The organism is Solibacillus sp. FSL W7-1324 (assembly GCF_038008025.1).
Classification (GTDB): domain Bacteria; phylum Bacillota; class Bacilli; order Bacillales_A; family Planococcaceae; genus Solibacillus.
The window spans coordinates 552,072-571,418 of sequence record NZ_JBBOYH010000001.1 but is presented as its reverse complement, the minus strand read 5'-3'; the positions used below and the strand labels follow the sequence as shown (position 1 = coordinate 571,418).

14 protein-coding genes and 1 riboswitch are annotated in these 19,347 nt (G+C 42.0%); all 14 genes read right to left on the bottom strand.

From position 1 onward, the window contains the following. Positions 1-130: 130 nt before the first annotated feature. Positions 131-3,373, bottom strand: a complete 3,243-nt coding sequence (gene icmF, locus MKY71_RS02805; protein WP_340731530.1) for a fused isobutyryl-CoA mutase/GTPase IcmF — start codon at positions 3,371-3,373, stop codon at positions 131-133. Between the two features lie 92 nt (positions 3,374-3,465). Then, on the bottom strand, positions 3,466-4,101 hold the full coding sequence (locus MKY71_RS02800; protein ID WP_079524621.1) for a TetR/AcrR family transcriptional regulator: 636 nt from the start codon (positions 4,099-4,101) through the stop codon (positions 3,466-3,468). Positions 4,102-4,104: 3 nt separating this feature from the next. Continuing rightward, positions 4,105-5,241: an acyl-CoA dehydrogenase gene (locus tag MKY71_RS02795; protein WP_340731529.1), complete on the bottom strand. Its 1,137-nt coding sequence runs from the start codon at positions 5,239-5,241 to the stop codon at positions 4,105-4,107. 40 nt (positions 5,242-5,281) lie between these two features. Further along, positions 5,282-6,418, bottom strand: a complete 1,137-nt coding sequence (locus tag MKY71_RS02790; protein ID WP_340731528.1) for an acyl-CoA dehydrogenase — start codon at positions 6,416-6,418, stop codon at positions 5,282-5,284. A 9-nt stretch (positions 6,419-6,427) separates the two neighbouring features. Continuing rightward, positions 6,428-7,282, bottom strand: a complete 855-nt coding sequence (locus MKY71_RS02785) for a 3-hydroxybutyryl-CoA dehydrogenase (RefSeq protein WP_340731527.1) — start codon at positions 7,280-7,282, stop codon at positions 6,428-6,430. A gap of 13 nt (positions 7,283-7,295) precedes the next feature. Beyond that, a complete protein-coding gene (locus MKY71_RS02780) occupies positions 7,296-8,486 on the bottom strand; it encodes an acetyl-CoA C-acetyltransferase (RefSeq protein WP_340731526.1) in 1,191 nt (396 codons plus the stop codon). A 299-nt stretch (positions 8,487-8,785) separates the two neighbouring features. Next, a complete protein-coding gene (locus tag MKY71_RS02775) occupies positions 8,786-11,074 on the bottom strand; it encodes a (Fe-S)-binding protein (RefSeq protein ID WP_340731525.1) in 2,289 nt (762 codons plus the stop codon). Positions 11,075-11,271: 197 nt separating this feature from the next. Then, positions 11,272-11,832 carry a cob(I)yrinic acid a,c-diamide adenosyltransferase gene (locus MKY71_RS02770; protein WP_340731524.1) on the bottom strand — a complete coding sequence of 187 codons (561 nt, stop codon included), beginning with the start codon at positions 11,830-11,832 and terminating at the stop codon, positions 11,272-11,274. A gap of 77 nt (positions 11,833-11,909) precedes the next feature. Beyond that, positions 11,910-13,376, bottom strand: a complete 1,467-nt coding sequence (locus MKY71_RS02765; RefSeq protein ID WP_340731523.1) for an adenosylcobinamide amidohydrolase — start codon at positions 13,374-13,376, stop codon at positions 11,910-11,912. Further along, positions 13,376-14,374 carry a FecCD family ABC transporter permease gene (locus MKY71_RS02760; protein WP_340731522.1) on the bottom strand — a complete coding sequence of 333 codons (999 nt, stop codon included), beginning with the start codon at positions 14,372-14,374 and terminating at the stop codon, positions 13,376-13,378. The genes MKY71_RS02765 and MKY71_RS02760 overlap by 1 nt, the downstream gene beginning before the upstream one ends. Next, entirely contained in the window at positions 14,367-15,314 is a 948-nt protein-coding gene (locus MKY71_RS02755; protein WP_340731521.1) for an ABC transporter substrate-binding protein, read from the bottom strand. The genes MKY71_RS02760 and MKY71_RS02755 overlap by 8 nt, the downstream gene beginning before the upstream one ends. A gap of 140 nt (positions 15,315-15,454) precedes the next feature. After that, positions 15,455-15,648, bottom strand: a riboswitch (cobalamin riboswitch). Positions 15,649-15,751: 103 nt separating this feature from the next. After that, positions 15,752-16,921: an acyl-CoA dehydrogenase family protein gene (locus MKY71_RS02750; RefSeq protein ID WP_340731520.1), complete on the bottom strand. Its 1,170-nt coding sequence runs from the start codon at positions 16,919-16,921 to the stop codon at positions 15,752-15,754. Between the two features lie 314 nt (positions 16,922-17,235). Beyond that, positions 17,236-18,903 (bottom strand): arginine--tRNA ligase, encoded by a 1,668-nt coding sequence (argS, locus tag MKY71_RS02745; RefSeq protein ID WP_340731519.1) that lies wholly within the window; start codon positions 18,901-18,903, stop codon positions 17,236-17,238. Between the two features lie 2 nt (positions 18,904-18,905). Further along, complete coding sequence (locus tag MKY71_RS02740; protein ID WP_340731518.1) at positions 18,906-19,343, bottom strand: DUF1934 domain-containing protein; 438 nt, start codon at positions 19,341-19,343, stop codon at positions 18,906-18,908. Positions 19,344-19,347 lie beyond the last annotated feature (4 nt).

Sequence of the window (19,347 nt, the reverse complement as noted above, 5' to 3'; positions counted from 1 at the left end):
TGTAGTTACTAGTATAACGAAATTTCCCGCACTCGTGGTATTCTAAGTTCATTTTTTTGCATTTTTTTCTAATAACTAAGTAAATAAGGCTAGTTATTAAGTTGTTTCCGCATGCTACTATCAATAAAGCTTACATATTTCGGCGGTATTGCCCGCCTACTTCATAGAGCGCCTGAGTAATTTGGCCAAGGCTCGCTACTTTCACCGTTTCCATTAATTCTTCAAAAATATTGCCGCCTGTTTTAGCAACTTCCTTTAAACGATCAAGCGCTTTTTGGTTATTGTCCGCATTCGCTTCTTTAAAGCTTGCCAAGTTTGCAATTTGCAAATCTTTTTCTTCTTTTGAAGCACGTGCGATCTCCATGTTATTGATCGCTTCTTCTGATGGCGGATTCGGGTTTAAATATGTGTTCACGCCAATAATCGGCAGTTGTCCTGAATGTTTTAAATGCTCGTAATGCATTGATTCTTCCTGGATTTTTCCGCGCTGATACTGTGTTTCCATCGCACCAAGCACCCCGCCGCGATCATTCATGCGGTCGAACTCTTCCAGCACCGCTTGCTCCACCAGCTGTGTAAGCTCCTCAATAATAAATGCCCCTTGTAACGGGTTTTCATTCTTCGATAAGCCGTGTTCTTTTGTAATAATCATTTGAATTGCCATCGCGCGGCGCACTGATTCTTCTGTAGGCGTTGTAATTGCCTCATCGTACGCATTTGTATGCAGTGAGTTACAGTTATCCTGCAATGCCATTAATGCCTGCAATGTTGTACGAATATCATTGAAGTCAATTTCCTGTGCGTGCAGACTGCGGCCAGATGTTTGAATATGGTATTTCAGCTTTTGCGAGCGGTCATTCGCGCCGTATTTCTCACGCATCACGACAGCCCAGATACGGCGGGCTACACGACCGATCACTGTATACTCAGGATCCAGGCCGTTCGAGAAGAAGAAACTTAAGTTCGGTGCAAAATCATCGATGTTCATACCGCGGCTTAAGTAGTATTCAACATACGTAAAACCGTTTGCCAATGTAAATGCGAGCTGTGAAATCGGATTAGCACCGGCTTCGGCAATATGATAGCCCGAAATGGATACCGAGTAATAGTTTCGTACTTTATGATCGATGAAATATTGCTGGATATCCCCCATCATACGGAGCGCAAATTCAGTTGAGAAGATACATGTATTTTGCCCCTGATCCTCTTTTAAAATATCCGCCTGTACGGTACCGCGCACAACCTGCAATGTTTGTTCACGTGTTTCTGTAAATTCTTCGACTGTTAAAGTACGGCCAAGTTCCTGCTCGCGCTTTTGCACTTGCTGATCGATTGCTGTATTCATAAACATAGCCAGAATAATCGGTGCCGGACCATTAATCGTCATCGATACAGATGTAGAAGGTGCACATAGATCAAAGCCCGCATATAGTTTTTTCATATCTTCCAATGTACATACGCTTACGCCAGACTCCCCGACTTTTCCGTAAATATCAGGACGTGTATGCGGATCTTCCCCATATAACGTTACAGAATCAAATGCCGTCGACAAACGCTTCGCATCGTCATCTTTTGATAAGTAGTGGAAACGTTTATTTGTACGCTCAGGAGTACCTTCACCGGCAAATTGACGTTTCGGATCTTCACCTTCTCGTTTGAACGGGAAAACACCTGCTGTATACGGGAATTCACCTGGTACATTTTCCTTATACACCCAGCGTAAAATTTCGCCGTAATCTTTAAAGTTCGGCAGCGCGACTTTCGGAATTTTCAAGCCTGAAAGCGACTCGGTACGTAAAATTGTTTTAATCTCCCTGTCACGTACTTTCGTAATCAGTTCGTCGCCAGCATACGCTTCTTTTAAAGCATTCCAATTTTTCAATATACGCTTTGACTCCGCAGTTAATTCATTTTGAACGCCTTCCAGTAAAGAATCAATTGAAGCAATTAATGCTGCTTCACTCTCTGCAAGCAGTGCTTTTGTTCCTTCAAGCTGATACCATTTTGTCGCAAGTGCTGCCTGCTGTTCTGCATGCTTATGATAGTTTCTGATTGTTTCCGAGATTTCACGTAAATAATAGCGACGGTCATTCGGAATAACAATGTTTTGCTTTTGTGTTTTAACAAATTGCTCATACGAAGTTTCCCAATCCAAGCCGAACTTCTCATTAATTTTCGCTACAAGTGCAGCAAATAATGAATTCGTCCCTAAATCGTTGAACTGTGAAGCAATCGTCCCGAATACAGGCATATGATCAAGCGGTTCTTCCCATAGCTCACGTGAACGCTGGTATTGTTTCTGAACTTGACGCAATGCATCTTCAGAGCCTTTGCGTTCAAACTTATTGATTGCAATCAAATCTGCAAAATCGATCATGTCGATTTTTTCAAGCTGTGTTGGGGCTCCGAATTCGCTCGTCATTACATACATTGATAGATCTGTATATTTTGTAATCTCAGCATCACCTTGCCCGATACCACTTGTTTCAACAAGGATCAGATCAAATCCTGCTGTACGCACAACATCGAGCACATCCCCAATTGAACTTGATAATTCCGTATGGGAGCCGCGTGTTGCCAAACTGCGCATATAAACACGGTTGTTAAAGATGGCATTCATACGAATACGGTCACCTAATAAAGCACCGCCCGTTTTTTGTTTTGTCGGATCGACTGAAATAATCGCAAGTTTTTTATCCGGGAATTCTTGCAGGAATCGGCGAATCAATTCGTCTGTTAATGAAGATTTCCCTGCACCGCCTGTACCTGTAATCCCAATTACCGGTGTGTTTAAACTTTTAGTTCGTGCAAGCTGCAGCATTTCTTCAATTTCCGGATCTCCGCCATTTTCGGCAGCTGTAATTAAATTCGCCAAAATTTCCGGTGTATCGGTCGTCAGCTTATTTAAAAGTTCTTTGTAATTTCCTTTTAGTGTTGAAAAATCCGCACCTTCAAGTTTTTTGTTGATCATTCCTTGTAAACCTAATTGGCGCCCATCTTCCGGTGAAAAAATTCCGGCGATTCCGTAATCATGCAGTTCTTTAATTTCGCGCGGCAATATTACACCACCACCGCCACCGTAAATTTTAATATGCGGTGCCCCTTTTTCGCGAAGCAGATCATACATATATTTGAAATACTCGATATGACCGCCTTGATATGAAGATAGTGCCACCCCTTGCGCATCTTCCTGAATCGCTGCATTCACCACTTCTTCAACTGAACGGTTATGCCCTAAGTGAATCACTTCCGCTCCACTTGACTGTAAAATTCGGCGCATAATATTAATTGAAGCATCATGCCCATCAAAAAGACTTGATGCTGTGACAAAGCGAATATGATTTTTTGGTTTGTATACTTCAGTTTTCCCCATGTTAATAACCCCTTTGTTATGCTGGAATAATGAAAAATCACCATGCGAAGCAAACTTTTTAAATAGTTGCTCTACATGGCGATTCTCCTTTCCTAATTTTCAAACTGCATAATGCCTTGTAAAAACATTGTTGTTTGCAATTTTATATATTGATCTATCGTATATCTTTTTTGCAGTGCCCACTTACGGAATGCCCAACTTTGCCCTTGTACAACGATGTGATTTGCCGCTAAATAGATTGCATCTTCAGACAGCGATAAATTGCCCGCTTCAACACAGTCTTTTAATATGCGTTCAAAAATTGCGACCATTTCAAGCTCTTTATCGAGAATGTAATGCATCGCAGCTTTTTGCAATGACTTCGTTTCCTGATACATAATCGTAAACTCCTCAGGCATTTGATCAATAAGCAAATAATATTGACGGATTGCCTGTTTCAAACCTTCGATTGTACCTGTATCGGAAGGGAAATCGGTTAGGCATTTCGTTACTTCATTGAAAATATTGTCACATACTAAAAATAAAACATCTTCTTTCGTACGAATATATTCATATAAAGTCCCGATGGAAAAACCGGCCGCTTTTGCAAGTTCCCTTGTAGTAGCACGATGGAATCCTTTTTCCTTGAAGAGCTTCACACCGGCATCGATAATTTGCTGACGGCGTGCGATAATTTTATTTTCATCTTTTATTGACGATTGGACGTGCAGCTTATCATTTTTCGCCATAGGCTATTTCGTAATCATACGCGAAATTACGAGGCGTTGGATTTCTTGTGTACCTTCATAAATTTGCGTAATTTTCGCATCGCGCATATAACGCTCTACCGGGTAATCCTTCGTATAGCCATAGCCCCCGAATACTTGCACAGCTTCCGTCGTTACTTTCATCGCTGTATCACCTGCAAGCAGTTTTGCCATTGCCGATGCTTTTCCGTATGGTAAGTCGTTTGATTCCAGCCATGCTGCCTGATACGTCAATAAACGAGAAGCTTCAATTTCTGTTGCCATATCTGCTAACTTGAATGATACACCTTGGTTTGCTGTAATCGGCTTGCCGAATTGAACACGCTCTTTTGCATAATCAACCGCTGCATCCAATGCACCCTGTGCAATACCTACCGCTTGTGCTGCAATACCGTTACGTCCGCCATCAAGTGTTTTCATTGCGATAATGAAACCTTGACCTTCTTCGCCCAGTACGTTTTCTTTCGGTACACGGCAGTTGTCAAAGATAATTTCTGTCGTTGGAGATGAACGGATTCCTAGTTTTCTCTCTTTTTTCCCTACTGAGAAACCTGGGTAGTCCGCTTCAACTATAAAAGCAGTCGTGCCGTTTTTCGCTTCCGGATCAGTAACAGCAAATACAACATAAATGTCTGCTACCCCACCATTTGTGATGAAGATTTTCGAACCGTTTAAAATATAGTCGTCGCCGTCTTTTACTGCATATGTTTTCATTCCGCCAGCATCACTGCCTGATGCTGGCTCTGTTAAGCCGTAAGCACCGATTTTTTTACCTTCTGCCATTGGACGGAGATATTTTTGCTTTTGCTCTTCGTTACCGAATTTGAAAATCGGCCAGCCTGCAAGTGATGTATGTGCTGATAGTGTTACCCCTGTTGATGCACATACACGTGATAGCTCTTCAACTGCGATACAGTATGCTAAGTAGTCAAACCCTGCTCCGCCGTATTCTTCCGGCCAAGGAATACCTGTTAAACCAAGCTCAGCCATTTTATCGAAAATGCCGCGATCAAATTCTTCATGCTCATCGCGGTGCTCTGCTGTTGGTGCTACTTCATTAATTGCAAAATCGCGAATCATTTCGCGTAATTGTTGGTGTTCTTCTGATAATTGAAAGTTCATTTCCCCATATCCCCTTTTTAAATATAGTAGAAGGTTTACGTCACCCAATCACATGCTTACTAATGACGATGCGTTGGATTTCGCTTGTGCCTTCGTAAATTTGTGTTACTTTTGCGTCGCGGAAATAGCGTTCTACCGGATAGTCTTCGGTATAGCCATAGCCGCCGAAAATTTGTACGGCTTCGATTGCTGTATCCATTGCTGTTTGAGATGCGAACAGTTTTGCCATTGATGCTTCTTTTCCGCATGACAGTCCTTCACTGCGCATGTTTGCAGCCCGGTAAACGAGCAGTTTCGCAGCTTCCACCGCTGTTGCCATATCGGCAAGCTTAAAGCCGACCCCTTGCTGCTTGGCGATTGGTTTTCCGAACTGGATGCGCTCTTTTGCATAGGCAGTTGCCGCTTCCAATGCAGCTTCGGCAATTCCTAAACTTTGAGCTGCGATTCCGATTCTACCTACATCCAAGTTGGCCAACGCAATTTTAAAGCCGTCTCCTTCCTGCCCGAGCAGGTTCTCTGCAGGCACTCGCATGTTTTCAAATGTTAGTTGAACCGTACGTGAACCGTGAAGCCCCATTTTCCGTTCGTCTTTTCCGATGATTAAACCGGGTGTATTTTTTTCTACGATAAATGCTGAAATCCCACGTGAACCGGCTTCCGGATTTGTAGATGCAAAAACGATATACACATCAGCTTCCCCGCCATTTGTAATGAACACTTTCGCTCCGTCCAATACGTAATGATCACCGTCTCGTACTGCCTTTGTTTTTAATGAACCAGCATCACTGCCGGCACTAGGCTCCGTTAAACAAAATGCTCCGATCGATTCGCCGCTTGCCAGCTTCGGTACATATTTTTTCTTTTGGTCTACATTGCCGAAATATAAAATCGGGTTTGTGCCGACAGAAGTATGGACTGACAAAATAACGCCCATTACCGCGCTAACTTTCGATAGCTCATGGATCGCAATAATATAAGAAGTAAAATCCATTTCCGCCCCGCCATATTCAGCAGGTGCCGTAATTCCCATCAGCCCAAGCTCACCCATTTTCTTCAGCAAATGCCTCGGGAACTCGCCCGCTTCCATCTGCTCGATAAACGGCTCAATTTCGGTTTTGGCAAAATCACGGACCATGTTACGCATCATCAACTGCTCATCAGTAAATTGTAGATTCATAGAAGTCCCTCAGCTTTCGTATATGTAGAATCCTCGACCGCTCTTTTTGCCTAACCAGCCGGCTGCCACATATTTGCGTAATAACGGACATGGGCGATACTTACTGTCACCAAGTCCTTCGTGTAAAATTTCCATAATCGACAAGCATGTATCCAATCCGATAAAATCAGCCAATGTTAATGGACCCATCGGATGATTCATCCCCATTTTCATTACATCATCAATCGCTTCTTTCGTCGCTACCCCTTCATACAACGCATAAATTGCTTCATTGATCATCGGCAGTAAAATACGATTTGAAATAAAGCCCGGGAAGTCATTCACTTCCACACCTGTTTTCCCCAGCTGCTTTGTCATGTCAGCAACCGTTTCGTATACTTCATCCGATGTTGCCAAACCACGAATAATTTCGACAAGCTTCATGACCGGAACCGGGTTCATAAAGTGCATGCCAATTACTTGCTCCGGACGTTTTGTCACTGCCGCAATTTCAGTAATCGGTAAACTTGATGTATTCGTCGCTAAAATCGCATGCTTAGGTGCAATTTCATCAAGCTGCTTGAAAATCGATTGTTTAATATCCATGTTTTCGACTGCCGCTTCAATGATAATGTCCGCGTTTTTCGCGTCTTCAATCTTCAATGATTTAGTAATACGAGCTAACACAGCCGTTTTTTCTTCTTCTGTTTTTCGGCCCTTTTCAACATCACGTGCCAAATTTTTCGTGATTGTATTTAAACCGCGTTCGAAAAACTCATCTTTCATATCATTTAAAATGACTTCGTAGCCTGCCTGTGCACAAACTTGCGCGATCCCGGAACCCATTTGCCCTGCTCCGATGACCATTACTTTTTGAATCGCCATTTATTTCATCCCCTTAGTTTGTAACTTCGATTAATACCGCGTCCCCTTGACCGCCGCCTGAACAAATAGCCGCAATTCCTAAACCGCCTCCACGACGCTTCAGTTCATAAGCGAGCGTTAAAATAATACGGGCACCACTTGCTCCAATTGGATGACCTAATGCTACGGCACCCCCGTTAACATTTACTTTACTCTCATCCAGTCCGCTAATTTGATTACTTACTAGAGCAACCGCTGCGAACGCTTCATTAATTTCAATTAAATCAATGTCTGCCAATGTTTTACCTGACTTTTTAAGCAACTCATTTATTACAAGTCCCGGTGTTTGCGGGAAATCTTCAGGCGCCACCCCAACTTCCGCATGTGCAAGAATTGTTGCAAGCGGTTGACGATTTTCCTGCTGTGCTTTTTCTTCACTCATTAGAACAAGTGCACATGCTCCGTCATTCACTCCTGGAGCATTTCCGGCTGTAATTGTGCCATCACTGCTGAACGCCGATTTTAATTTTGTTAGCGTTTCCAAAGTTGTTCCTGCTCGTGGTGCTTCGTCCGTTTCAATACGGAGTGGATCACCTTTTCGCTGTGGAATTTCCACTGCTACGATTTCCTCTGCGAATTTCCCTGAGTCGATTGCTTCAAGTGCTTTTTCATGACTGCGAACTGCCCATGCATCCTGCTGTTCACGGGAAACCTCAAACTTGCTCGCTGTGTCATTTCCGTAAATGCCCATATGCACTTGTTTTGGATGGAAGGCACAAGACAAACCGTCATAAATCATGCCGTCTACTAAACTCGCATCTCCCATACGCAAACCAAATCTCCCTTTTGGCATATAGTACGGTGCGTTAGACATCGATTCCATTCCACCAGCCACAATCACCTCTTCGTCCCCTAATCGAATGAGTTGATCTGCAAGTGTTACACTGCGCATTCCTGAAGCACATACTTTGTTGATTGTTTCTGTTTTCACATTCCACGGAATTCCCGCTTTTGTTGCAGCTTGTCGAGAAGGGATTTGCCCCTGCCCTGCCTGCAATACTGTTCCAATAATGACTTCGTTTACTGCATCTGCTTCTACATTCGCCTTTGCTAATGCTTCTTTAATTGCAATTCCGCCTAAATCACTCGCTGTTAATGAACTTAATGCGCCACCAAATTTTCCGAATGGTGTTCTTGCGCCGTCTAAAATGACTGTTCTTGACAATCCATACACCCCTTTGTTTGAATTAATCCGAATTTGCACTTCGCCATCCGTATTGTGAAGTTCTGCTTCAGGCTATTAATCTATTAGTATCGATCCCCATCACTTACTAATAAAAAATGCCGGATGCAGTCTGTAATTTATAATTCGACTGAACGCTCGCTCAATCAATGTTTAGAAAAAAATGAGAGTATTTACTACTCTCATTTCTTCGCTTACTTTCATTGTATTAAATCCTTTTTGAATTCGCAACAATTATTCAAATATACTGACTATAAATTTTATTCTCGTTAATTCGTTAATCACTTGTTTTGTTCGTTATTTTCATTTCCAACCGGTAATTCATCTGTTGCCACTTGCTGCTCTTCTGGTAGTGTTGAAGATTCAACAGCTGTTGCCTGTTTCTCAACTTCAGTTGCTTCTACAGGTGCTGCAACCGTTTCTTCTGCTACTTCTTCTTGCTCTTGTTGAACTTGTGCTTTTTCCGGTGTTCCGAATACCGCACGCTCTAAAATTTCCGCAATATCGTAAGTGCCGACTGTATCTTCCACTTCTTTTGCTTTCGTTCCATCCGAAAGCATTGTTAAACAGTAAGGACAGCCTGAAGAAATGACAGATGCCTGTGTTGCGATTGCCTGTTCAGTACGTGCAACGTTAATACGGTTTCCGACATGCTCTTCCATCCACATTAAACCACCACCGGCGCCACAGCACATACCGTCTTCGCGATTACGCGCCATTTCAACCAGCTTCACGCCTGCAATTCCTTTAAGAATTTCGCGTGGAGGATCGAATACATCATTATAGCGTCCTAAGTAACATGAATCATGGAACACGATTGTTTCATCCACACGGTGATCCATTGTTAAACGACCTTCCTGAATCAGATCGTACAGCAATTCTGTATGGTGAAGTACTTCACCGTTCCAGCCGAAATCCTGATACTCATTTTTGAAAATATTGTATGCGTGCGGGTCAATCGTTACAATTTTCGTCACACCATTTTTCTCAAACTCATCAATGTTGGCTGTTGCAAGCTCCTGGAACAGGAATTCATTACCTAAACGGCGTGGTGTATCCCCTGAGTTCTTCTCTTTGTTACCTAAAATGGCAAACTTCACGCCTGCTTTGTTCATTAGTTTAGCGAATGCCAATGCAATTTTTTGTGAGCGGTTATCAAACGATCCCATTGAACCGACCCAGAATAAATATTCCATTTCTTCGCCCGATTTTTTCAATTCTTTAACTGTTGGAACGTGAACTGTTTCATCAAGCTCTCTCCAGTTTTCTTTTTCTTTACGGTTTAAGCCCCATGGATTCCCTTGTCGCTCAATGTTCGTCATTGCGCGTTGAGCATCCGGATTCACTTTACCTTCTGTCATCGTTAAATAACGACGTAAATCGATAATTTTATCAACATGCTCGTTCATTACCGGACATTGATCTTCACAGTTACGGCATGTTGTACAAGCCCAAATTTCTTCTTCTGTAATAACATCGCCGATTAGTGACGGGCTGTAAATATCTTCAATTACTGCACCTTCAGCACCAGCAGCCATTGCCAATTGGTTTCCTTGTGTATTATTGAAGAATGAAAATGGTACCCAAGGCTTTTTCTTTAGCTCAACTGCACCAGTAAATGTTAGATGATCACGTAATTTTACGATCAGGTCCATCGGTGACAGCATTTTTCCTGTTCCTGTTGCCGGACACATATTTGTACAACGTCCACACTCTACGCAAGCATACAGATCAAGCATTTGCTTTTGCGTGAAATCATGAATTTTCCCGACTCCAAGCGGCGGCATACTTTCCTCATCTTCCGCTTCTTCCAATGCGGCAAAATCGATTGGACGCAATGTCCCAATACGGTCTTGACGGTTGTAATAAACGTTGAAAATCGATGTAATTAAGTGGAAGTGCTTACCTTGCGGGATATAAACAAGGAATGCTAGTAACGCCAACAAGTGTGCCCACCACATAACGAAGAACATACCAGCAGCAATCGTCGGATCCATCCATTGGAATACCCAGGCAACTGCAGAAGCTACTGGTTCTGATCCTGTTAAACCGTGATCATGCCAAATTAAGTAAAAGCCATTGCCAAATAATGTAGCAAACATTAAAATAGCTAAAAACATATAAACTAAACCATTTTTAAAACCTTGCTTTAAACGTGCAAGTTTCTCCATATAACGACGGTAAAATGCAACCGCTACCGCGATTAAGATCGTTAGTACAACAAGTTCCTGTGTAAATGTAAATACCGGGTACAGACCACCTAGCGGAAGATGTGATCCCGGTGCGAGCCCTTTCCAGATTAAATCGATAGCCCCAAATTGAACCATTAAAAATCCGTAGAAAAACAGAACGTGTACAAGTCCCATCTTCTTATCTTTTAATAGTTTTGATTGACCAAATACTTTCTCAACGATATCTTCTATGCGTTCAGAAAATTTATGATTGAACTCTTCTTTACGACCAAGTTGAATATAGTCATAACGTGTTTTTAATAAATATGCGAATAACCCTAGCGCATAAAGTAACACGGCGATGAATGCAATCCAGTTAATAATTAAAAATGTATTCATTGTTTTCCCCCCTGGAATACGAAGTTTTTACCCCTTTGTTTATCCAATTCACCCCGATAAACTATATGAATCTATAAACCCATTGTAGTTATGAATGAGCATTCAGTCAACAAATTTCGTCATTAATTCTGAAAATTAAATCAAAATATAAAAAATGCTAGTTAGACGAATATCCCGTCTTAACTAGCATTTTTCGTTTATTTAAATACGTCCCCACTACGGATATATTCGACATCCTGGATTGATAATCGGTAGTTTACAACACGTGCTGCAGCAAATAAATAATCCGATAATCGGTTTAAATATTTCTGAACAACCAGTGAAACATCTTCAATTTCCTTCATTAAAGAAACTGTTTCACGTTCCGCTCGACGGGCAACCGTGCGAGCGATATGCAGAGTCGCAGCTGCCGGCGATCCGCCTGGTAAAATGAAACGTTTTAATGGCGGTGCCTCTTCGGAAAGTGCATCGATACGCTTTTCCAAAACAGCGATCGGTTCTTCCGTAAGTTTGTAATGACGTTCTTTCATGACATTTGCCAAGTCCCCGCCGCCATCAAACAATTCATGTTGAATCGCAGTTAAATCTTCAATCAGATCTTTGAATTTTTCCTGGTCCAATTCACTGACAGCTTTCCCGATAAATGAATTCAGCTCATCAATTGTCCCATATGCTTCAACGCGCAGATGGTCTTTATCAACACGTCCTCCAATAATGCTTGTCTTACCTGTATCGCCTGATTTTGTATATAATTTCATCAATCATCACCCTTTCGATTTAATATAATTTCTAGGTTTTTCGAAAATTCCCTTTAGACTTATTTCTTCAGCCAACTTTACTTATTATAATGTTGCTTATATTTCTTTATTGCTTCGATCGTTACTTCGAAAACAGCCCGGCCGATCAGTTTGCCGATGTCTGTAATAGGTCCTGCATACGGCATTTCATCCCCTTGTTGGGTTGCGGCTATCAGTAGACTGTCGGTTGCGGTACTAGTTGCAATTGTATTTGTCACGGAATCTTTAATTTGCTGATCTGCCATTGCTTTCGTTTTGGCTTCAGTTGCCGTAATCATCGCCTGAATAAACGCTTCATCTGTCAGTTTACCATTAATGATGACCCATGTATTAATCGTACCGATATGCGGCTCATCTTCCCGTAAATATGTTTTCGTAACATCAACACTGTTACCTACCCCTGCCGTTACCATAACAAGAATTTCTGTATCATCTTTCACGAAGTACCGTATGACTCCGCAGCTTGTTTCCACTGCGGTCAGCATAACGACCGTATTCGTTGGAGAAAACTTACGCGATTTTAAAAACTGCTCCGTTTCCTCTTTTACATTATAAATATCGTATTCCGGAGCAATGGAACGATTAAGTAATGTATCGTACCAGCCTATGCCGGCATTATGCACAGCAGAAGAAATTACTTTCAGCGGTGCCTTGGCCTGATATTCGATATAGTCTTCTGTTATATGAAACTGGTCCATCTCGATTGTCGCTGCTTTTCGTTCCATTTCATTCGTTGGCAGCATCGTAATTTGCGGTTTCGGCAGCTCGGGGTGAGGATATGTTGCAATCCGTGCCTGATACACATCGGCAATCTGTTCTTGCAACACTACTTCATGCGGCTCGCCAAATGCCCGTACTTCACCATTTTCCAACAGCAGGAGTTCATCACAATAAAGCGAGGCCAGGTTAATATCATGGAAAATCGAGACTACCGTCAGCCCTTGCATCTCAACTTGCATACGAATCATATCAAGTATCTGTTTTTGATGGGCAATATCCAAATGGTTTGTCGGTTCATCCAGTAGAAGCAGCTCCGAATTTTGTGCAAGTGCCTGGGCAATAAATACCCGTTGCTGCTCGCCTCCCGATAAAAACTCCAAGTACTGATTTTTATACTGCGACACACCTGTACTTTCCATTGCCAGTTGGACTGTCTTTTCGTCTTCTTCAGTCCAGGAAGAAAAGAAACCGCTTTGGTGGGGGTAACGCCCTAATGAAACCGCATCATATACACTGTTTGTAAATGCACTTGCATTTAATTGAGGCAGAACGGCCATCTTTTTCGCCAATTGCTTATTATCATAGCTTTTAAGCGGTTTTTCTTCGATAAAAATGTCACCTGTTTCAGGCTTCATTACACCGCTGATCATTTTCAGTAATGTCGATTTACCGCTGCCGTTCGGACCAAGAATCCCGAGAATTCTCCCTTTTTCCACGTGAAACGTCACATTTTTTATAATCGTTTTGCCGTCGTAACCACCAGATAAATTATTTACTTTTAACATTATGCAACAACCTTTCTACGTTGCTTGAAGAAAATATAAGCGAAGACAGGCGCGCCAATAAAGGAAGTAATAACACCAATCGGCAGTTCGATCGGAGCAATAATTGTACGCGATACTAGGTCACAAATGACGAGCAGGCTTGCACCGTTCAAAAACGACAATGTCAATAAATGTCGATGATCTGCTCCAATCAGCAGTCGAATCATATGCGGTACGACTAACCCGACAAATCCGATTGTGCCGGATGCCGCAACTGCTGCTCCTGTTAAAATGGAACCGCCCGCCAAAATCATATATTTGCTGCGCTTCACATTTACACCTAAATATTGGGCACGCTCTTCCCCGTAAATCATCGCATTCAGTTCACGGCGAGTCAGCCAAATTAGCGCCGTACCGATCGACATAAACGGCAGCACCATCTGGACATATGGCCATCCCCGCATCGAAACACTGCCTAAAAGCCAGCCGATGATTTCCCGAAGCTGTTCACCAGTAAGTGCGACCATTAAGGAAATGCAGGAACCTAAAAATGAGCTGAAAATAATCCCCGTTAAAATCAGTGTTTCCATTTTCATCGAACGGTCAACTAATCTTGCAAACGTCAGGACAATGATCATCGTACACGCGGCTCCAGCCATACTGAATACAGGCAATGTAAAAACACCGAGCACTGGTATGGAAATCCCTAAAAAGATGGTCATAACCGCACCTACCGAGGCACCAGATGAAATCCCCAATGTATACGGATCTGCCAAAGGGTTTTTAAGTAACCCTTGAAATGCGGCTCCGGCTATTGCTAATGATGCTCCGATTAATGCGGCTAAAATGACACGGGGCATTCGGATTTTCCACAAAATACTGTATGCAACCGGATCAGTCGTTTTATCCCAAAGTGTTGAAAACGGGATATTTACCGATCCGAATGAAATGCCGATCCATATACTGCTTAAAAGCAATCCAATCGATAGTACATAGGCGATTGAATATTTTTTATTCATTAAATACCTCTGGATAAATCGCCGCACCTATCGATTCAATGCCTTCCACAATACGAGGACCTTGTCGGCTTGTCGTATCGCCATCGACTAACTTCACATTGCCGTTTTTCACTGCATCCATTTCGGCATACGCATCATTTTTCTCGATTGCCGCCATATCGCTTTCATACGTCACTAAAATGACATCCGGATTGCTGTTTACAAATTGTTCAGAGCTGTACATCGGCCAACCTAGTTCCGGGACAGCATTTTCTACGTTTAACACGTCCAGCATTTCACTGATAAATGTCTCTTCACCTGCTGCATAAAGATCCGGGTCTGTTCCGACTACGATGAACACAGATTTTTCTTCCAGGTCTGCTACTTTCACTTCAATTTCTTCGATTCCTTCTTTGATGGAGGAAATCATTTCTTTTGCTTCTTGTTCTTTATTTGTCAGCTGCCCGATCTGTTCAATCGTTTCGTACGTTTCTTCAAATGTTTTTGCATCTTTTACAACATATACAGGAATACCTACTGATTCAAGCTGCGCAATTGCCTGTTCATTGAAGCTGTACATTCCGGATTCATGTGCTAAAACTAAATCCGGTTGCAGACCGATTATCTGTTCTAAATTGAACTCCATGCCGCCAACCGATTCTTTTGTCAATGCTTCTTCAGGATATGTATCATTGTCGTTTACAGCGATAATTTCATCATTTAATCCTAAGCCGAATAATATTTCCGTATTCGATGGAGTTAATGTAATGATACGTTGCGGTGCTTTTTCAAGTGTAATTTCTTTGTCCAAAGCATCTGTTAACGTTATCGGGTATTGTGCTTTTTCTGTTACTTCCGCCATATCGTTTGCCGTTTGTTCATCCGTTGCTTTTTCCGAATTACATGCAGTCAATGTTACTGTCAGTAATGCTGCGGAAGAAAGCAGTTGCCATTTTTTCAAAATAAAAACCTCCTGAGATCTCGTTGTATAATTTTCTACAAAAATAAAAAGCTCCCTACTAGAAACGAAGGAAGCTTTACGCATGCAAATAAAATTCAACAAAAAGAATTTATCCGCCACATCCTATCCTCGTAGGTTTAATTTAGGGCATTATAAAGGCAGGTCTCCTGGCTTATGCATAAACGTTGAAGAGCGCCTTCCCGAAAGTTTTTCAGTGGCATATTGCTCTCAACTAGCAATTACAGTGGCGGGACCGCATCGGATTTGAACCGATTTCCCTTTTACTCCTTACTCAATTCATTATCGAGTAAGAACCTTTATCGTCCATATATAATTAATAGCTCTATTATAGCGGATATTTTGAAAAAAGTATGCTCATTCGTTAAAATTTCAGACAATTCGTTTAAATTTGTAGAAGTCGCAGATAATAGAACTGTTTATTTTTTCTCTTTCAAGTTTCTTTCAATTGCCGTTTCAGCTAAGCGTTTAATTGTAATATCATCCATTGGCGGATTGTGCAAACCTGCGCGTACATCACGGTAATAGCGTTGAAGCGGGTTGGATCTTTGCAGGCTTTTCGCCCCAACTAGACGCATCGCTTTATCAACCACTTCGATTGCTGTATTTGTCACTACATGTTTTGCAATATTGATTTCATTCACTAATGTCGCCTTTTTAATCGGATCATTATAAAGCCCTGCGACACCGTAAATTGTAAAGCGTGCTTTCGTCAACGCCAAATCCATTTCCCCAATCAGTGATTGCACATTTGGCAGCTGCGCAATTGTTCCTTGAATACTGTTCGGAGAGTGACTGTTCGCAAAGTCTACCGCGTAATCGCGTGCTGCCTGCGCAATCCCTAAATAAGTCGCCGGGATGAGCAGCAGCCAGCCGTTCAGCTTAAATCCGGTTGAATAGTTCGGGATTTCCACCAAGTTTGTTTGATCAACACGTACATTATCGAGCACTAAATCATCGCTTCCCGTACCGCGCATTGATGCTACATCCCATGTATTTTCGACCGATACCCCTTCAGACGTTTTCGGAACAAGGAAAAATCCTAACTGGCCTTCATCTTCAATCCATGCCGATACTAAAAAATAATCGAGGTCTGGTGCACCGCTCGTATAGTTTTTACGTCCATTAATTACATAGGAATCACCATCTCGTTTTGCGGAAGTTCCCGGACGTCCTCCTCGCACAGGGCTTCCCATTGCAAACTCACTTACCGCACGATTAACTGTCGCGCCATTTGCGATCTGTTCGCCAAACCAGTCGAGCTTTTGTTTATCCCAGTAACGATTTTCAAAAATCTCGCCCACATTTTGAATGGTCCATGAAACAGCCAGCCCCGTGCTTCCGCAATAGCTCGCCAAAGTTTCCTGCAGTAGCAGCGCATCATACACTGTGAATCCATCTCCGCCATATTCCTGTGGCAATGTTATTTTTGTATAGCCGATTTCTCTCAGCTTCCGGAAATTTTCAAATGGAAATGTCGCTTGTTCATCTGTTTGCCGAGCATGTTCTTTCACGCTCTCTGATATAGTTTCAAGCTTTTTCAGCCATTGTTGCTGCTTGTCGGTTTGTATAAATAGTTCCTTGCTCATGAAAAGCACCACCTCATATTTATTGTCCTGTATTATAGAAGTTAAATTTAATAGTACGTTTCGGAAAATTACAAGTCAATAGATATCCCCAGTTCCTTTATAGGGATTAGATTCAATTTACTGTTTTAGAAAATGAATGATTGGCGTTGGGAAAGTGGAAGGTTTGCGGTAGAAAGTAGAACATTTTTACAGCAATGTAGAGTGTTACGATATTAAAGGAGAACTTTCACCCCCGTAAGTAGAACAAATCGCTCGTAAAGTGGAAACACCTCAAAAAAGCACCCTATACGAAATAGAGTGCTTGAAATAGTATATTACATTTTTTCTGGTGCGCTTACGCCGATTAGTTTCAGTGCATTCGCTAATGTTGTTTTTACTGCTGTGATTAATGCTAAACGAGCTTCTGTCAGCTCTTTGTTATCCGGGTTCAATACTTTTTCTGCATTGTAGAAACTATGGAATGCAGCTGCCAAGTCTTGAATATAGTTTGCGATACGGTGTGGTGTGCGGTGTTTCGCTGCATCTGCCACGATTTGCGGGAATGCGCCTACTTTTTTAAGCACATCTTCTTCTTTTTCTGCTACTAACAAGTTCAGGTTTTCCAATGATGCTTCGAACCCTTGCTCGTTTGCAGCACGTAAAATTGATGAAATACGTGCATGTGCATACTGTGCGTAATAAACCGGGTTTTCGTTCGATTGTGATACCGCTAAGTCTAAATCGAAGTCCATATGTGAATCCCCTGCTGTTTTAACGAAGAAATAACGTACAGCATCCAAGCCTACTTCTTCCACTAATTCACGCATCGTTACAGCATTACCTGTACGTTTACTCATCTTGAATTTCTCGCCGTTTTTATAAAGCTGAACCATCTGGATAATATCTACTTCCAATGTACCGCGGTCATAGCCAAGTGCTTCGATCGCCGCTTTCATACGTGGAATATAGCCGTGGTGGTCAGCACCCCAAATATTGATCAGCTTATCAAAGCCACGACGTAATTTATCTTCATGGTAAGCAATATCCGGAGTTAAATATGTGTAAGAACCATCATTTTTAATTAATACGCGGTCTTTATCATCACCGAATGTTGTTGAACGGAACCAAGTCGCGCCTTCTTCATCGAATACATGACCATTTGCTTTTAATTTGTCTAATGCTACATCAATTTTGCCGTTTTCATATAAAGATGTTTCTGAATACCAAACATCAAATTCAACACGGAAGTTTTTAAGGTCATTTTGCAGTTTTGCCAATTCCAGTTTCAAGCCGTGCTCACGGAAAAATTTAAAGCGTTCTTCATCAGACTTGTCCAAAATTGTAGCACCGAATTCTTCAGCCAGCTTACTTGCGATACCGATAATATCAGGACCGTGGTATCCGTCTTCCGGCATTTCCGCATCCATTCCTAATGCTTGCTTATAACGTGCTTCCAAAGAATACGCCAAGTTATTAATTTGGTTACCGGCATCATTAATATAATATTCACGTGATACATCAAAACCAGCAAAATCCAATACATTACATAATGAATCACCTACAGATGCACCGCGCGCATGGCCTAAATGCAAGTCACCAGTCGGGTTAGCTGAAACGAACTCGACCTGTACTTTTTCTCCTGCACCTGCAGTTGAACGACCATAGTTTTCACCTTGTTCAAAAGTCGCTGTAACAACACTTGCCAGGAAGTCTTTACGAACAGTAATATTCATGAAACCTGGTCCGGCAATTTCGATTTTCTCGATGTCTGTGCCTTCAGTCGTTAAATGTTCTAAAATTGCTTCTGCAATTGCACGTGGCGGTTTCTTTGCCAGTTTAGTTAATTGCATCGCGATATTTGTTGCGAAGTCACCATTTGCTTTATCTTTTGGTGTTTCTAAATGAATGTTGATTTCTGTGCCCGCTTCTACTAGGCCTGCTTGATCGATTGCCGCTTTTAACGCCGTTTTAATCGACTGCTGTAATTGTTCTACTGCGTTCATCGTTATACCTCCGTAAATTCAATGTCTAATTTGTAATGGCCAACAGAATTGCCACTTATGATAAGGTCATATTGCGTTTTAAATTGCCCTGACACTTTTTCGCTTTGTACTACTTCAATGGCTAACTGGTGTGTATCTGTAACAAGAGGTAATGAGCCGAATTGACTTTCATAATGTCCATTCTCGCGTAAGTCCGGATTTAAAGGCAAACGCATATTCACTCCGCCTTTTCGCATAATAAACGAATTTGATTCATTAAGCTTGATCGTCGTTTGAATTTGCATATCCTCTTGAACTTCCTCATAGCGCAAATAATGACTGTTCCCTTTTTCTATACAACTGCCTTCAAGCCACATTTCATATTGTTCAAGCTCGCCCTCGGTTGGAATGATGGAGGAAACTAGTTTGATTTTGACTGTTTTCCCGCGCTCGTTCGCCATAGCA

Excerpts from the sequence above, each read along its gene's own strand:
- icmF (WP_340731530.1), bottom strand. The coding sequence starts at position 3,373 with ATGGGGAAAACTGAAGTATACAAACCAAAAAATCATATTCGCTTTGTC.
- MKY71_RS02800 (WP_079524621.1), bottom strand. The coding sequence starts at position 4,101 with ATGGCGAAAAATGATAAGCTGCACGTCCAATCGTCAATAAAAGATGAA.
- MKY71_RS02795 (WP_340731529.1), bottom strand. The coding sequence starts at position 5,241 with ATGAACTTTCAATTATCAGAAGAACACCAACAATTACGCGAAATGATT.
- MKY71_RS02790 (WP_340731528.1), bottom strand. The coding sequence starts at position 6,418 with ATGAATCTACAATTTACTGATGAGCAGTTGATGATGCGTAACATGGTC.
- MKY71_RS02785 (WP_340731527.1), bottom strand. The coding sequence starts at position 7,282 with ATGGCGATTCAAAAAGTAATGGTCATCGGAGCAGGGCAAATGGGTTCC.
- MKY71_RS02775 (WP_340731525.1), bottom strand. The coding sequence starts at position 11,074 with ATGAATACATTTTTAATTATTAACTGGATTGCATTCATCGCCGTGTTA.
- MKY71_RS02770 (WP_340731524.1), bottom strand. The coding sequence starts at position 11,832 with ATGAAATTATATACAAAATCAGGCGATACAGGTAAGACAAGCATTATT.
- MKY71_RS02765 (WP_340731523.1), bottom strand. The coding sequence starts at position 13,376 with ATGTTAAAAGTAAATAATTTATCTGGTGGTTACGACGGCAAAACGATT.
- MKY71_RS02760 (WP_340731522.1), bottom strand. The coding sequence starts at position 14,374 with ATGAATAAAAAATATTCAATCGCCTATGTACTATCGATTGGATTGCTT.
- MKY71_RS02750 (WP_340731520.1), bottom strand. The coding sequence starts at position 16,921 with ATGAGCAAGGAACTATTTATACAAACCGACAAGCAGCAACAATGGCTG.
- argS (WP_340731519.1), bottom strand. The coding sequence starts at position 18,903 with ATGAACGCAGTAGAACAATTACAGCAGTCGATTAAAACGGCGTTAAAA.
- MKY71_RS02740 (WP_340731518.1), bottom strand. The coding sequence starts at position 19,343 with ATGGCGAACGAGCGCGGGAAAACAGTCAAAATCAAACTAGTTTCCTCC.